General features: G+C 72.4%; 14 protein-coding genes. 9 read left to right on the top strand and 5 right to left on the bottom strand.

The window, feature by feature from the left end:
- The coding region (locus ABWI04_RS37890; RefSeq protein WP_353835383.1) for a helix-turn-helix transcriptional regulator at positions 1–1,380 on the top strand (1,380 nt) is incomplete at its 5' end.
- 17 nt (positions 1,381–1,397) lie between these two features.
- Here the strand turns inward: ABWI04_RS37890 and ABWI04_RS37895 are convergent.
- Together ABWI04_RS37895 and ABWI04_RS37900 are read right to left on the bottom strand one after the other, a co-directional pair.
- Positions 1,398–2,564: an SRPBCC family protein gene (locus ABWI04_RS37895; RefSeq protein ID WP_353835384.1), complete on the bottom strand. Its 1,167-nt coding sequence runs from the start codon at positions 2,562–2,564 to the stop codon at positions 1,398–1,400.
- Between the two features lie 11 nt (positions 2,565–2,575).
- Positions 2,576–3,379, bottom strand: coding sequence for an SRPBCC family protein (locus tag ABWI04_RS37900; protein WP_345181513.1), 804 nt, complete (start codon positions 3,377–3,379; stop codon positions 2,576–2,578).
- Between the two features lie 368 nt (positions 3,380–3,747).
- Here ABWI04_RS37900 and ABWI04_RS37905 point away from each other — a divergent pair, with 368 nt between their 5' ends.
- Genes ABWI04_RS37905 through ABWI04_RS37920 form a run of 4 tightly spaced genes read left to right on the top strand, consistent with a single transcriptional unit; the run spans position 3,748 to position 7,651 of the window.
- Complete coding sequence (locus ABWI04_RS37905) at positions 3,748–4,995, top strand: extracellular solute-binding protein (protein ID WP_345181517.1); 1,248 nt, start codon at positions 3,748–3,750, stop codon at positions 4,993–4,995.
- Complete coding sequence (locus ABWI04_RS37910; RefSeq protein ID WP_353835385.1) at positions 4,996–5,940, top strand: carbohydrate ABC transporter permease; 945 nt, start codon at positions 4,996–4,998, stop codon at positions 5,938–5,940.
- On the top strand, positions 5,937–6,752 hold the full coding sequence (locus tag ABWI04_RS37915; protein WP_345181524.1) for a carbohydrate ABC transporter permease: 816 nt from the start codon (positions 5,937–5,939) through the stop codon (positions 6,750–6,752). The genes ABWI04_RS37910 and ABWI04_RS37915 overlap by 4 nt, the downstream gene beginning before the upstream one ends.
- Complete coding sequence (locus ABWI04_RS37920; RefSeq protein ID WP_345181527.1) at positions 6,749–7,651, top strand: ROK family protein; 903 nt, start codon at positions 6,749–6,751, stop codon at positions 7,649–7,651. The genes ABWI04_RS37915 and ABWI04_RS37920 overlap by 4 nt, the downstream gene beginning before the upstream one ends.
- Here the strand turns inward: ABWI04_RS37920 and ABWI04_RS37925 are convergent.
- Positions 7,648–8,505, bottom strand: coding sequence for a helix-turn-helix transcriptional regulator (locus ABWI04_RS37925; RefSeq protein WP_353835386.1), 858 nt, complete (start codon positions 8,503–8,505; stop codon positions 7,648–7,650). The genes ABWI04_RS37920 and ABWI04_RS37925 overlap by 4 nt on opposite strands.
- 187 nt (positions 8,506–8,692) lie before the next feature.
- Here ABWI04_RS37925 and ABWI04_RS37930 point away from each other — a divergent pair, with 187 nt between their 5' ends.
- Positions 8,693–10,126, top strand: coding sequence for an MFS transporter (locus ABWI04_RS37930; RefSeq protein WP_353835387.1), 1,434 nt, complete (start codon positions 8,693–8,695; stop codon positions 10,124–10,126).
- Between the two features lie 12 nt (positions 10,127–10,138).
- Here ABWI04_RS37930 and ABWI04_RS37935 read toward each other — a convergent pair whose 3' ends face one another.
- A complete protein-coding gene (locus tag ABWI04_RS37935; RefSeq protein WP_353835388.1) occupies positions 10,139–10,597 on the bottom strand; it encodes an SRPBCC family protein in 459 nt (152 codons plus the stop codon).
- Positions 10,598–10,652: 55 nt separating this feature from the next.
- Positions 10,653–11,624, bottom strand: coding sequence for a GlxA family transcriptional regulator (locus tag ABWI04_RS37940; RefSeq protein ID WP_353835389.1), 972 nt, complete (start codon positions 11,622–11,624; stop codon positions 10,653–10,655).
- Positions 11,625–11,739: 115 nt separating this feature from the next.
- On the opposite strand from ABWI04_RS37940, the gene ABWI04_RS37945 reads away from it, so the two are divergent.
- The 3 genes from ABWI04_RS37945 to ABWI04_RS37955 all read left to right on the top strand — a co-directional run.
- Positions 11,740–12,504: an NIPSNAP family protein gene (locus tag ABWI04_RS37945; protein WP_353835391.1), complete on the top strand. Its 765-nt coding sequence runs from the start codon at positions 11,740–11,742 to the stop codon at positions 12,502–12,504.
- A 102-nt stretch (positions 12,505–12,606) separates the two neighbouring features.
- Positions 12,607–12,822, top strand: a complete 216-nt coding sequence (locus ABWI04_RS37950) for a hypothetical protein (RefSeq protein ID WP_353835392.1) — start codon at positions 12,607–12,609, stop codon at positions 12,820–12,822.
- A gap of 209 nt (positions 12,823–13,031) precedes the next feature.
- Positions 13,032–14,143, top strand: a 1,112-nt coding sequence (locus ABWI04_RS37955; RefSeq protein WP_353835393.1) for an ATP-binding protein, incomplete at its 3' end; no start/stop codon positions are given.

Here is a 14,143-nt window from a genome sequence, read left to right on the forward strand (position 1 = left end):
GACTACACGGCGTCGACGGGGCTGGCGGGCAAGCTCGCCCTGGAGGTGTACAGCGACGAGGTCGGCATCCGCACAGCGGCGGCGCTGGACGAGCTTGTGTGGGCCGCGGTGGCCGCCGACGCGTCCGGCGACCACCGCGCCCGCCTGGAGATCGCCGAGCGCGCCCGCGCGCTGGAGCCCGCCGCGCCCGGTCCGCGCGCCGAGCTGCTGCTCGCCCACCTCGGCGGCGTCGCGGCCGTGATCCGCGGCCGGTACCGGGAGGCGGCGGAACGCCTCGGGCACGCCGCGCGCCTCGGCGCGGACGCGGCGGACCCGGACGCGCGGTCGTGGGCGGCGCTGTCGGCCCTCGCCCTCGGCGACGGCTCCCGCGCCCGCGCGCTGGCGGCCGAGGCGGTCGCGGCGGCCCGGCGGTCCGGCGACGCGCCCGCCGAGTCGTTCGCGCTGGTGGCCGCCGGGCGCTGCGAGACGCTCCTCGGGCATCCCCCCGCGCCGATCGCCGCCTGCCACGACGGCCTGCGCCTGGCCCGCGCCACCCGCCTGCACGGGCACGCCACGGAGCAGCTCGCCACCCTGGCCCTCACCGCCGCCTTCAACGGCGACGAGGCCAGGACGCGCGAGCTGCTGGACCAGCTCACCGGCGCCGCCGACGAGCGGGGTCTCGCCCGCGCGGCCGCCCTCGGGTCGTGGGCGCCCGCGTGCCTCGACCTCGCCGCGGACCGGCCCGCCGACGCGGCCGCGCGGCTGCGGCTGCCGGGCGGCGCCGGGCTCGCGCACCCGCCGGCGCGGCTCCTGTCCGTCCCCCACCTGGTCGAGGCGCTGGTCCGCACCGGCGAGCACGACCCGGCCGCGGGGGCCTACGAGCACTTCCGCCGCTGGGTGGACGGGATCGGCTCGCCCCCCGGCCCGGAGGCGCTCGGCCGCCGCTGCCTGGGCCTGCTGGCCGGGTGCGACGACGAGGCCGAGGAGCACTTCACCGAGGCCCTGCGCCTGCACGAGGCCGCCGGCGCCGTGTTCGAGCTGGCCCGCACCGAGCTGCTATTCGGGCACCGGCTGCGGCGCGGGCGACGCCCCCGCGCCGCCCGCGAGCACCTGCGCGCCGCGCTGCGCGTGTTCGAGCGCTACGGCGCCGCCCCGTGGACGGGGCGGGCCCGCGCCGAGCTGCGCGCCGCCGGGGAGACCGCGCCGCGGGCGGCGAGCGGGTTCGGCAAGCTCACCGCGCAGCAGGCGCACATCGCCCGGATGGCCGCCGAGGGGGCCACCAACCGGGAGATCGCTGCGCGCCTGCTGCTCAGCCCGCGGACGATCGACCACCATCTCCGCAACGTCTTCACCCGTCTCGGGATCCGCTCGCGCGTCGAGCTGGCCCGGCTGATCCGCTGATCCGGCCGGCCGCCGGGTCAGCGGGCCTGCTCGTACTCCTCCTCGCGGTCCTCGGCCTTGCCGCTGCGGGACGACGAGGAGGACGAGGAAGAGGAGGAGCTCCGCGTGCTCCGGCCGTTCCGGGAGCCCTTGGTCTCCGAGTCCTTGGAGTCCTTGGCGCTCTCGGAGCCCTTCGCGGAGGTGCCGGAGCCGCTGCCCTTACCGGACTTCTCCTCTTCCTCCATGGCCTCCTCGTGCGTCCGGACGACCTCGCTGTCGCGGATCTCACCGCGCCAGCCCTCGATCTCGTCCGCGCGGGTCAGCGAGTTCGTCATCACGTACCGGCGGAAGTGCTTCAGTTCGAGCCGGGCGCGGCGGCCCTGGGCGCGCCACAGGTTGCCCGTCCGCTCCATGAAGCCCTGCGGGTGGTACTCCAGGACGACCAGGACGCGGGTCAGGTTCGGCGACAGCTCGTGGAAGCTCACCGTCCCGTCCACGTGGCCCTTCGGGCCCTTCGAGCGCCACACGATGTGCTCGTCGGGGACCTGCTCGACGATCGTGGACTCCCACGTGCGCGCCGACCAGAAGATCTTGGCCTTCCAGTTCAGCTTGGTGTCGTCGGCCTGGTCGACGCTGACGACCTTCTTCATGAAGGACGGGTAGTCCTGGAACTGCGTCCACTGGTCGTAGACGAGGCGGGACGGCGCACCGATGTCGATGTGCTCGACGATGTTGGTGACCTTCACCTTCTTCCCGCCGCCCTTGCCGCCCTTGCCCTTCTTGCCGCCGGGCAGGACGTCCTTGAGCTTGCCGAATATGCCCTTGCCCTTGCCCTCGGACTGCTCGTCCTTGCCGTCGGCGTCCTTGGCGCCGGCCTTGGCCTCGTCCTTGGAGTCGCTCTTGGCGGCGTTCTCGGCCTCGTCCTTCGCGCCGTTCTTGGAGTCGCTCTTGGCGTCGGAGGCCTTCGCCTGCTCCTGGTCGCCCTGGTCGGAGTCCCGCCCGGCGCGGTTGCCGGCGATGGCCCGGCTCGCCGCGACGGCCGCGCCGGCGCCGAGCAGGACGCCGCCCGCGGTGCCGACGGCCCGGCCGCCCGGGAGGGCCTTGGTGATGGCGCCGATACCGGACGAGCGCTTGCGCCCGCCGATCGGCAGCCTCTTGGCGATCTGGCCGACGGGCAGCTTGCCCATCGGGTTTGCGCGTGCCATGTTCCGCTTCCTCACTTGGGGTTGGTGACGGTCTCGCCGTCGCGGATCTCGCCGCGCCAGCCCTCCACCTCGTCGGGGTGCAGGAGCGCCTGCGTCATCACGTGACGGCGGAAATGCTTCAGTTCCAGCCGCGTCCGGCGGCCCTGGGCCCGCCAGAGGTTGCCCGTCCGCTCGAACAGGCCGACGGGGTGGTACTCCAGGACGAGCAGGACGCGGGTCAGGTCGGGCGTCAGCTCGTGGAAGCTGACCGACCCGTGGGCGTGGCCCTTCGGGCCCTTCGAGCGCCACACGATGTGCTCGTCGGGGACCTGCTCCTTGATCGTCGACTCCCACGTCCGCGCCGACCAGAAGATCTTCGCCTTCCAGTTCAGCCTGGCGTCGTCGGCCTGGTCGACGCTGACGACCTTCTTCATGAAGGACGGGTAGTCCTGGAACCGCGTCCACTGGTCGTAGACCAGCCGGCGCGGCGCCCCCACGTCGATCTGCTCGACGATGTTGGTCAGCTTCCCCTTCCGCCCCCGCCCGAAGATGCCGGCGAGGGTCTCCTTCAGGGCCGTCCAGCCGAAGCTCAGCAGCGCGCGGAAGGGCGACTTGCCCTCCTGCAGCGCCTTGACCCCGGCCAGTGCGGCCTTGGCGAGCGGGCCGGCCTGCTCCGCCTTCGCGGTGAGGTGCCGGACCGCACGGTCGAGCCGCCGTTCGAGCCGGGTGACGAGCCCGGCCGAGGCACGGCGTGCCAGGCGCCGCGCCGAGAGCGCGGCCAGCGCCCCGCCGGCGCCGACGGCCGCGCCCGCGATCGGGCCCGTCCGGAGTTTCATGTCCTGTCCACCTCATCGTCCAACTCGGGTACGGCGCCGGGTTACCCGGTCAAGATGGGGCAAAACAGGACGCAGGCAAGATGCGACACATCGCGGTGCGGTTGGCCGCTCCAGGACGGGGGCCCGCGAGGCCCCCGGAGCGAACACCCGGACGCTCCTGACGGGCGACCAGACCAGCCCAGCGTGGACACCGGACCAGACCGGCGTCTCCGAAACCTCGCATAACGGTTGAGATTCGTGCTTTACGGGCCCCTTGAACTGGTACGGACCAGTGTTTATCTTCTTCCCCACCACGCGCGTTTGTGCTCGGGGGGCGTTCACACCGCGCAGAATCTTTCATGCGCGACAGCCGGAGAAGGCGGGGACAGATGAAACGGCACCTCATGGGCGTCGTCGCCGCGGGCCTGACCGTGGCACTCGGCGTCAGCGGCTGCGGCAAGGGCAGCTCGTCGGGAGGCGACTCCGACGGCAAGACCATCAAGTTCGTCGCCGCGATCTACGACGACAACACCAAACCCTTCTGGGACGCCCTGATCAAGGACTTCGAGGCGAAGAACTCGGGCTACAAGGTCAACCTGGAGATGGTCGACTGGACCCAGATGGACGCCAAGGTGAAGACCTACGTCCAGACCAAGCAGGTTCCGGACGTCCTCAACTACAACGCGTTCTCCGACTTCGCCCGCGACGGCCTCATCTACAAGGCGGACGAGGTGCTGTCGCCGGGCACGCTCGGCGACTTCACGCCGACCTTCGTCCAGCAGGCGCAGTACAACGGCGCGCAGTACGGCCTGCCGTTCATCTCCAGCGCCCGCCTGCTCTTCTACAACAAGGCCCTGTTCAAGAAGGCCGGCATCAGCGACCCGCCCGCCACCTGGGACGAGGTCAGGGCCGACGCCGAGAAGATCAAGAAGGCGGGCGCCACCGGGTACGGGCTGCCGCTCGGCCCCGAGGAGTCCCAGGCCGAGTTCTACTCCTGGGCGATGAACAACGGCGGCGGCTGGGTCGACGCGTCCGGCAAATGGGCGATCAACCAGAAGGCCAACGTCGACACCCTCGCCTTCCTCAAGGACCTCAACAAGTCCGGGCTGACCCAGCCGAACCCGGAGACCACCGACCGCAAGACGGTGTTCAACCAGTTCGCGCAGGGCAAGATCGGCATGGCGATCGGCGGCCCGTTCACCAAGGCCGGATTCATCGACCCGGTGAACAAGGACCTGGAATTCGGCGTCGCGCCGCTGCCGAGCAAGAGCGGCACCGAGCACAACACCCTCGGCGTCATGGACGTCCTCGCCGCGTTCAAGAAGGACGGCGGCAAGAACAAGGAGGCCGTCAAGAAGTTCCTCGACTTCTTCTACCAGAAGGAGAACACCTCGAAGTTCCTCAAGACCGAGGGCTTCCTCCCGGTGACGAAGTCGGCCGGGGACGCGCTCAGCGCCGACCCGTACATGAAGCAGTTCGTGGACGCGCTCCCGACGTCGAAGTTCGCGCCGACGTCCAACCCGGCGTGGTCGGCGGTCGCGGGCGCGGTCAAGCAGGACCTCGGCACCGCCGCCGCGAACGAAGACCCGAAGAAGATCCTGGACAAGATCCAGGAGACGGCGGAGAAGGCCGGCTGAGTGCTGGAGTCCCCGACCGGAGAGCGGGGGGCCGCCGCCTCGACGGCCCCCCGCCCCTCCCTCCTCCGGCGGACCGGACGCGCCCTGGCACCGCTGCCGTGGCTCGCCCCGTCCCTCGCGCTCATCGCGATCGTGGTGCTGTGGCCCGTCATCGAGATGGTCCGCACCTCTCTGCAGAAGATCAGCTCGTCCGGCGTCACGCTCGGCTACCGGGGCGGCGGCAACTACACCGACCTGTTCGGTGAGGACGACCTCGTCCCGGTCGTGCTGCGGACGCTGCTGTGGGTCGCCGGAGTCGTCGTCGTCACGATGGTGCTCTCGCTCGCCCTCGGCCAGCTGCTGAACGCCCGCTTCCCCGGCCGCCGCGTCGTGCGCTGGGCCGTCATCGTCCCGTGGGCGGCGTCGGTGCTGATGACGTCGCTGATCTGGAAGTGGATGCTGGACAACTACTCCGGCCTGGTCAACCGCGTGCTGCTCGACCTGCACGTGATCGACGAGCCGGTGAACTGGCTGGCCCACCCGGGGCAGGCGATGCTGTGGATGATGTGGGTGGCGGTCTTCGTGTCGCTGCCGTTCACCTCGTTCGTCATCCTCGCCGGGCTCCAGACGATCCCCGCCGACGTGTACGAGGCGGCCCGCGTCGACGGCGCCGGGTCCGTGCGCACCTACGTCGCCATCACGCTGCCGCTGCTGCGCCCCGCCGTGCTCATCGCGTCCATCATCAACGTGATCAACGTCTTCAACTCGTTCCCGATCATCTGGGCGATGACGGGCGGCGGCCCCGGCAGCAAGACCGACACCACCACCACGTTCATGTACAAACTCGCGTTCTACGATCAGAACGTCGGCGAGTCCGGCGCGATGGCGGTCGTGAACTTCGCGCTGATCCTCGTGATGGTGCTGCTGTACCTGCGCGCCGCCCGCTGGCGGGAGGAGGTCCGATGACGCGCCGGATCGTCCTCACGGGCGTCGGCTGGCTGGTCGCCCTCGCGTTCCTGCTGCCCTACCTGCAGATGTTCGTCACCGCGCTCAAGCCCGAGCGCGAGCTGACCAGGTCGCCGGGCACCTACCTGCCCTCGCACTGGACGTGGTCGAACTTCGTGGACGTCTGGTCGGCCGCGCCCGTCTGGACGTACATGCGGGTCTCCCTCACCGTCGCGGCGGCCGCGACCCTGGTCACCCTCGCCTGCGCGATGCCCGCCGCGTACTACACGGCCCGCAACCGCTTCCGGGGGCGCGGGGCGTTCCTGCTGCTCGTCCTGGTCACGCAGATGTTCGCGCCGACCGCCCTGGTGATCGGCATCTACCGGGAGATGGTCGCGCTCGACCTCACCGACACGCTGCTGTCGCTCATCCTGGTGAACGCGGCGTTCAACCTGCCGTTCTGCATCTGGATCCTGCACGGCTACTTCTCCAGCATCCCGAAGGAGCTGGAGGAGGCCGCCTTCCTGGACGGCGCGGGCCGCGTCGGCGCCCTCACCCGCGTCACCCTGCCCATCTCCATGCCAGGCGTCGTCACCGCGATCGTCTACACGTTCATCGCGGCGTGGAACGAGTACATCGTGGCGCTGACCGTCACCGCGTCCCCGGACCGCCGCCCCCTCACCGTCGGGATCCCGTCCTTCGTGACCCAGTACCAGGCGCACTGGCAGTACCTCTTCGCCACGTCGCTGATCGCGATCATTCCGGTCGTCATCCTGTTCGTCTTCATCGAGCGCTACCTCATCGGCGGCCTGACGGCGGGGTCGGTCAAATGACCCTGATCGGCCTGGACGTGGGCGGTACCACGATGAAGGCCGCCCTGTTCGGCGAGGACGCGGGCGGCGAGGAACCGCAGATCCTAGCGAGCGAGTCGCGGCCCACCGACCGGGCCGACCCGGTGGGGGGCGTCCTCGACTTCGCCGCCCATCTCGCCGCCCGCGCCGCGTCCCTGGGCTCCCCCGCCCGCGCGGCCGGCATCGCCCTGCTCGGCATCGTGGACGAGGCGTCGGGCACGGCCGTCCACTCCGCCAACGTGGGGTGGCGGGACGTGCCGATCCGGCGGCTGGCGCGCGAACGCCTCGGCATCCCCGTCGCCATCGGCCACGACGTCCGCACCGGCGGCCTGGCCGAGGCCGTGCTGGGCGCGGGCCGCGGCGCGGGAGACTTCGTCTTCGTGGCCGTCGGGACCGGCATCGCCGCCGCCCTGATCCTGAACGGCGCCCCCTACCCGGGGACGGTCGGCTGGAGCGGCGAGATCGGCCACGTCGTCGTCCGTCCCGGCGGCGAGCCCTGCGCCTGCGGGAACCGGGGGTGCGTGGAGACCTACGCGTCCGCCGCCGCCATCTCCCGCCGCCACGGCGAGGGCGTCCCGGCCGAAGAGGTGATCGCGCGGGCCGGGCGGGGCGAGGAGAAGGCCGGACGGGTCTGGTCGGAGGCGCTCGACTGCCTCGCCGACGGCCTCGCGATGACGACCCTGCTGATGGACCCGGGCCTGGTGGTCGTCGGCGGCGGACTCGCCCGCGCCGGGGACACCCTGCTGGCTCCCCTCGAAGCACGCCTGGCCGCCCGCCTGAAGTTCCGCGACCCGCCGCGCCTGCTGCGCACGCGGCTGGACGACCAGGCGGCCGTCAGGGGCGCGGCGATCCTCGCCCGGCGCGCCCTGGACGGCGGCTAGGGCGATGACGCTCCGTGCGGCGCGTCCCGGGTGAGGATGCGCAGCGCGTCGGCGGAGCCGGCGTCGTTCGGGGTGTAGATCTCAAGCCGGTGGTCGGGGCTGTCGGGCTGGAGCCAGACCTGGTAGGCGACGCTCGCGGCTCCGACGGTGGGGTGCTGCAGGTGCATGTCCCCCACGGTGCAGTCGGCGACCTCACCGGTCGCCCACATGGCCGCGAACTCGTCGCTGCGCATGGTGAGTTCGCCGATGAGTTCGGCCAGCCGGGCGTCGGTCGGGAAACGGCCCGCGGTGAGCCGCAGGTAGGCGACGTGGACGCGTGCGAGTTCGTCCCAGTTGCGATGGAGGCTCCGGGTGAGCGGGTCGAGGAAGAACATCCGCGGGATCGAGGGACGCCGATCCGGCGCGTCCGGCGCGTCGAAGTCGATGTGCTCGGCGAACAGCGCGTGGCCGGCGCGGTTCCACGCGAGCACGTCTCCTCGCCGGCCCAGCACGAGCGCCGGGGTCGCGTCGCCGAGCGTGGCGAGGAGAGCCAGAACGCGCCCGTGCGGCTCCTCCCGGCCGGGGTCCGACAGTCCGGGGGCGGTGGACTGCCGAGCGAGGTTGCGCAGGTGCGCGGTCTCCACCTCGTCGAGTCGCAGCACCCTTGCCAGGGCATTGAGCACTTGGTCCGAAGCTGTTTCCGCCTGTCCCTGCTCCAACCGGGTGTAGTACCCGGGGCTGACTCCGGCGAGCTGGGCCAGTTCTTCGCGACGCAACCCCGGGACCCGCCGAGAGGTGCCGTAGGTGTGCAGTCCGATCTCGGCCGGGGTGATTCCATCACGCCGGTTCTTCAGGAACGTTCCCAGGCTCTCCACGCCATGGAGCGTATGCACGCCGCGGCGGGCGTGGGTGCACCTGCTGGGTCTACCCAGAGCAAGGGGATGGCCGTCCGACGCGGCGGCCCTGAGCGTGGACGACATGTATCAACAGCACGCGAGTACGCCGGGTGCACGGGCCTGGCTTGGTCTCCTTGTCGTCCTGGGGCCGGTACTGCTGGTCTCGATGGACGGGTCGATCCTCTTCCTGGCGATGCCCCGGATCAGCGGAGCACTGGCGCCGACGGCCGAGCAGGCCCTGTGGATCCTGGACGTCTACGGCTTCGCCGTCGGATCCCTGCTCATCGCGTTCGGCGACCTCGGCGACCGATACGGCAGGCTGCGGCTCCTCATGATCGGCACGGCGGTCTTCGGGCTGGCGTCCGCGGCCGCGGCGTTCGCCCCCGACGCGGGACTGCTCATCGCCGCTCGTGCGCTGATGGGCGTCGCCGGGGCCACCCTGCTCCCCTCCGCCCTGGCGGTGGTGAGCGAGCTGTTCGCCGACCCGCGGCGCCGCGCACAGGCCATCGGAATCTTCGCGGCCGCGTTCGCCGCCGGCTTCGCCATCGGCCCGGTCCTCGGTGGCGTGCTGCTGGAGAGCTTCTGGTGGGGATCGGTGTTCTTGGTCAACCTTCCCGTCGTCGCCGTGTTCCTGGTCCTCGCGCCAGTCCTGCTCGGTGAGGTCCGCGCGACTCGGCCCGGCCGCGTCGACGTCACCAGCGTCGTGACCTCCGCTGCCGGCCTGCTGCTCGCGATCTACGCGCTGAAGCGCGTCGCGGCCGAAGGTCTCTCGCTCCTCCCCGTCCTGGCGGCCCTGACCGGAGCGGTTCTTCTGGTGTGGTTCGCGACCCGGCAGCGGCGCCTGCGACATCCACTGATGGATTTCTCCCTGTTCGGTGACCGCACCTTCACCGTCGCGATCGTCACCGGGCTGCTGCCCCTGGCGGCATGGTCCGCGACCGCCTACCTGGCGGGCGTCTACCTCCAGTCGGTCTTGGGCCTTGCGGTCCTGCACGCCGCCCTGCTCGCCCTACCCGGAGCCGCGGTGCTCACCCTCACCTGCATCATCACGCCGGCCGTGGTCGACCGCATCGGCAAACGCACCACCCTGCTCGTCTGCCATCTCTCCATCGCCGCCGGGCTGCTGCTCCTGCTCCCCACCACCGTCCACGGTGGCGCCGGCTGGTACATCGCCTCCACCGTCGTCGCGGGAGTCGGCTACGGCCTCTCCTTCGCCCTCGTCGCGGACACCGCCGTCGGCGCGGTCCCGCCGGAGCGCGCCGGCGCGGCCGGAGCCATCGCCGAGACCAGCAACGAGATCGGCAACGCCCTCGGCATCGCGCTCCTCGGCTCGCTCGCCGCACTCGTCTTCCGGCTCCAGGGCCCGGCCTTCGCCCCGACCCTCGGCGAGACACTCCAGATCCCGGAACTGACGGCCACTCAGGCCGACGATGCGAAGTCCGCCTTCGTCGTCGGACTGCACGCGGCGGTCGCCGTGGCGAGCCTCCTGCACGTCGTCCTCGGCGTGCTCGCATCTCGCTGGCTGCCCAGACAGAGCAAGAGCAATTCGTCGCCCTCCCCAGGCGCGCCCGCCGATCTCGCGGAGAGGGAGGCGCGCTGAGCCAGGCCGGCCCTAGTCCGCTTCGACGAGCCTAGCGAGGTTGTCCAGGGCCATTCGCGTGCCGGTCTCGTTGTCGGCGGCGGGCACCGCGTCGGGCATGCCCTCGTGCACGACGAGAACCTCCGTGCCCCCATCGACCTCGGTGAGCGTCGTGGTCATCGTCATCTCGCCCTGGAAGGCGGGATCGCCGGTCTCGAACTCGAACACCTCGACCACGCGCTCGCCGGGCACGAGCTCCGCGAACCGCCCGTGGTAGGTGTCGGTGCGCGCCGACGACTTGCCGGCGCCGGTCGGCGCGTCGTAGGTGAGCGAGATCCGGAACGCGCCGCCCTCGCGGGCGTCGAACTCGTGCACCTCGCCGGTCATGCCGTCCGGCACCCGCCATCTCCTGATCGCGTCCGCGTCGACGAGCGCCCGGTAGACGTCCGAAGGACGGGCTTTCACGTGCCGCGACACCCGCGTCGAGTACATGCGCCGACCCTATCCGCAGGGTGTGTCAGGACACGTGGCGAGCCGGGCGGCCGGTTCAGGGGCGGCGGGCGCGGAAGGCGCGCCGGTAGTCGGTCGGCGGGACGCCGACGTGCCGGGTGAAATGGCGCCGCAGGTTCGCGGCCGAGCCCAGGCCGCTGCGGCGGCTCACCTGGTCGACGGGCAGGTCGGTGGATTCGAGCAGGGCGCGGGCGCGGCCGAGGCGCTGGTCGAGGAGCCACCGGGACGGGGTGGTCCCGGTGTGGGCGGTGAAGCGGCGGGCGAACGTCCGCGGGCTCATCCGCGCCCGCCGGGTGAGGTCCGTGACGGTCAGCGGCTCGTCCAGGCGCGCGGCGGCCCACTGCAGGACCGGGCCCAGCCCGTCCCCGTCGGTGCGGGGCACGGCGAGCTCGACGTACTGGGCCTGGCCGCCGGGGCGGTGCGCCGGGACCACCATGCGCCGGGCGACCTGGTTGGCGACGTCCGCGCCGAGGTCACGGCGGACGATGTGCAGGCACAGGTCGAGCCCGGCGGTGCGTCCGGCGCTGCTGAGCACGTCCCCCTCGTCCACGTAGAGCACCGAGGCGTCCACCCGGACCCGCGGGTACCGGCGCTGCAACGTGCCGGCGAACATCCAGTGGGTGGCGGCGGACCGTCCGTCCAGGATCCCGGCGGCGGCGAGGGCGAACGCGCCGGTGCACAGCGACACGATCCGCGCGCCGGCGCGGTGCGCGGACGCGAGCGCGGCGGTCAGCCCGGGCGGCACCGGGCGGTCGGACTCCACGTGGACGTACGGCAGCGCGGGGACGACCACCATGTCGGCGCCGGCCAGGCCGTCGAGCCCGTGCCCCGCGCCGAGGGTGAAGCCGAACTCCAGGCGCACGTCCCCCGGCTCGGTCGAGCACAGCCGCAGGCCGTACCACGGGACGTCCGGGTCGGCCCGCGCCGAGCGGAAGACCTGGCAGGCGATCCCGACCTCGAAGAACGGCATGTCGTCGAGCAGGACGAGGGCGACGGAGGCGCGCGTCATAGCCGCCCAACTTATGGCAGAAAGCGTGCGCATGTCGGCAGATCAGCCACTCGTGGCCGCCGCGCCGGGCTGCGACCGTGGAGGCCCGCCCCCCCCCGAACGAAGGAAACGAGCCATGTCCGAGGCCCCCGGCGCCGCGCCGGCCCCCGCGGCGGACCTCCGCTGCTCCGTCGTCGAACTGCGGCAGTACACCCTCCGGCCCGGGGCCCGGCCCGTCCTGACCGATCTCTTCGACCGCGAGTTCGTCGAGACCCAGGAGGCCGCCGGGATGCGCGTCATCGGGCAGTTCCACGACGAGGCCGACCCGGACCGGTACGTGTGGCTGCGCGGCTTCCCCGACATGGAGGCGCGGAAGGCGGCGCTCACCGCCTTCTACCTGGAGGGCGCGGCGTGGAGGGAGCACGGCCTGGCCGCCGCCGCCACCATGGTCGACTCCGACGACGTCCTGCTGCTGCGGCCGGTGGGGCCCGGCTCCGGCTTCCCGCCCGCGGACGGGCGGCCGCCGGTCGGAGCGGCGCCTCCCGAGTCCCGGGTCATGGCGACGATCCTGCATCGCGGAGCACCCGTCGACGCCGCGTTCGCGGCGCACTTCGACGCCACGATCGCACCGTTCATGGCCGGTCTCGGCGCCGCTCCCGTCGCCCGCTTCCAGACCGAACCGGCCGAGAACACCTTTCCCCTCCTCCCCGTGCGGACGGGCGAGAACGTCTTCGTCTGGTTCGCGGTCTTCGAGAACGCCGCTCACCTGCGCGACCACCTCGACCGGCTGGCCCGGTCACCGGAGTGGACCGAGCGGCTCCTGCCCGCCCTCGCCGCGGACTCCGCGGCGCCACCGGAACGGCTGACCCTGGCCCCCACCGCCCGCTCCGCACTCCGCTGAGGCCAGCAGCTGATCTTGACATCGTCGGCCCGCCCCGGGAACGATCGCCCGCAGGGGTGGCAGCACGGAGGTCACCCGTCGGAGCAACGAAAAGGACCTGACATGGCCGACCAAGATAAGAACTACCACTACCAGGAGGGCCTGTCCCCCGAGGCCAACGCGACCCTCGCCATCCAGTACGCGATCGATGAGGCGCCGAAGAACGGCGGTACGGGCGTCGTCAACATCGTCGACGACAGCGGCAAGGTCTCGCAGACGTCCCTCCACAACACCCCGGAGAACCTGGCACAGACCCTGAAGGACCAGGGCAAGCAGTAATCGCTGCCAGGCGACCCTGAACGTAGGCGCCCCGGTGACGGCATCACGCCGTCGCCGGGGCGCCCATTCGTGGGATCACCCCGCGTGATTCGTCCGGGTGCAAGCCGCGCGGCATGGACGTTCCAGCACGAGGCGTTCGCCCGCCACCCCCAGAACGGTCGGCCGGCCGGTGGGCGGGCCGTCCGGCTTGTAGTGTTCTCGGCGTGTTCATGGGGCGAGACCGCGAGCTCGACCACCTCACCGGGCTGCTCAGGGACGCCCGCGCCGGGCGGAGCAGGACCGTGGTGGTCCAGGGCGAGGCGGGGATCGGCAAGACGGCCCTGGTCGAACAGGTCGCGGCGGCCGCCGGGGACATGCGGGTGCTCCGCGGGATCGGCGTCGAGTCCGAGAGCGAGCTCGCGTTCGGCGGGCTGCATCTGATGCTGCACCCCTACGGCGACCGGTTCGACGCCCTGCCCGAGCAGCAGGCGGCGGCGCTGCGGTCGGCGTTCGGCCTCGGCGCGGGCCCGGCGGGCGACCGCTTCCTGATCGGCGCGGCCACGCTCACGCTGCTGTCGGAGCTGGCCGCCGACCGCCCGCTGGTGTGCCTGGTCGACGACGCGCAGTGGCTGGACACCGCGTCGCTGGACGCCCTGCTGTTCGCCGCCCGCAGGCTCGGCGCCGACCCCATCTCCATGATCTTCACGGCCCGGGACGGCGCCCGCCCCTTCCCCGACCGCGGGCTGGAGGTGCTGCGGCTGACCGGCCTGGACCGCGGGGCCGCCGAGGACCTGGTGATGGCGCACGCCCCCGGGCTGACCGTGCCGGTGCGCGAGCGCCTGCTGGACGAGGCGGCCGGCAACCCGCTCGCGCTCATCGAACTGGGGAACGCCCTGCGGTCGCGGCCCGCCCGCCCCGCCGGGCCGCTGCCGGTGGGCGGCCGGGTGCAGGAGACGTTCCGGCGCCGGCTGGCCGAGCTGCCGGACGCCACACGCCGGCTGCTCCTGGTGGTCGCCGCCGACGGCACCGCCGACCTCGGCATCGTGCTGCGCGCCGGGGACGCGCTCGGCCTGACGCCCGCCGACCTCGGGCCCGCCGAGGAGGCCGGGCTCGTGGTCCTGGACGGTGGTGAGGTGCGGTTCCGCCACCCGCTCATCCGCGCCGTCACCTACCAGGACGCGGCGCACCACCGGCGGATCGACGTGCACGGCGCCCTGGCGAGCGTGCTGCCCGGAGACGAGCACGCCGACCGGCGCGCCTGGCACTTGGCGGCGGCCGCGACCGGCCCCGACGAGCGCGTCGCCGCCGAGCTCGAACGGGTCGCGCACCGCGCCGAGCTGCG

Origin of the sequence: Actinomadura sp. NPDC000929, assembly GCF_040492065.1 — a bacterium.
GTDB classification, from domain to species: domain Bacteria; phylum Actinomycetota; class Actinomycetes; order Streptosporangiales; family Streptosporangiaceae; genus Spirillospora; species Spirillospora verrucosospora.

What these genes read in the sequence shown, in the direction of transcription:
- ABWI04_RS37895 (WP_353835384.1), bottom strand. Translation starts at nt 2,564, where the DNA reads ATGGCACGCGCAAACCCGATGGGCAAGCTGCCCGTCGGCCAGATCGCC.
- ABWI04_RS37900 (WP_345181513.1), bottom strand. Translation starts at nt 3,379, where the DNA reads ATGAAACTCCGGACGGGCCCGATCGCGGGCGCGGCCGTCGGCGCCGGC.
- ABWI04_RS37905 (WP_345181517.1), top strand. Translation starts at nt 3,748, where the DNA reads ATGAAACGGCACCTCATGGGCGTCGTCGCCGCGGGCCTGACCGTGGCA.
- ABWI04_RS37915 (WP_345181524.1), top strand. Translation starts at nt 5,937, where the DNA reads ATGACGCGCCGGATCGTCCTCACGGGCGTCGGCTGGCTGGTCGCCCTC.
- ABWI04_RS37920 (WP_345181527.1), top strand. Translation starts at nt 6,749, where the DNA reads ATGACCCTGATCGGCCTGGACGTGGGCGGTACCACGATGAAGGCCGCC.
- ABWI04_RS37930 (WP_353835387.1), top strand. Translation starts at nt 8,693, where the DNA reads ATGGACGGGTCGATCCTCTTCCTGGCGATGCCCCGGATCAGCGGAGCA.
- ABWI04_RS37935 (WP_353835388.1), bottom strand. Translation starts at nt 10,597, where the DNA reads ATGTACTCGACGCGGGTGTCGCGGCACGTGAAAGCCCGTCCTTCGGAC.
- ABWI04_RS37940 (WP_353835389.1), bottom strand. Translation starts at nt 11,624, where the DNA reads ATGACGCGCGCCTCCGTCGCCCTCGTCCTGCTCGACGACATGCCGTTC.
- ABWI04_RS37945 (WP_353835391.1), top strand. Translation starts at nt 11,740, where the DNA reads ATGTCCGAGGCCCCCGGCGCCGCGCCGGCCCCCGCGGCGGACCTCCGC.
- ABWI04_RS37950 (WP_353835392.1), top strand. Translation starts at nt 12,607, where the DNA reads ATGGCCGACCAAGATAAGAACTACCACTACCAGGAGGGCCTGTCCCCC.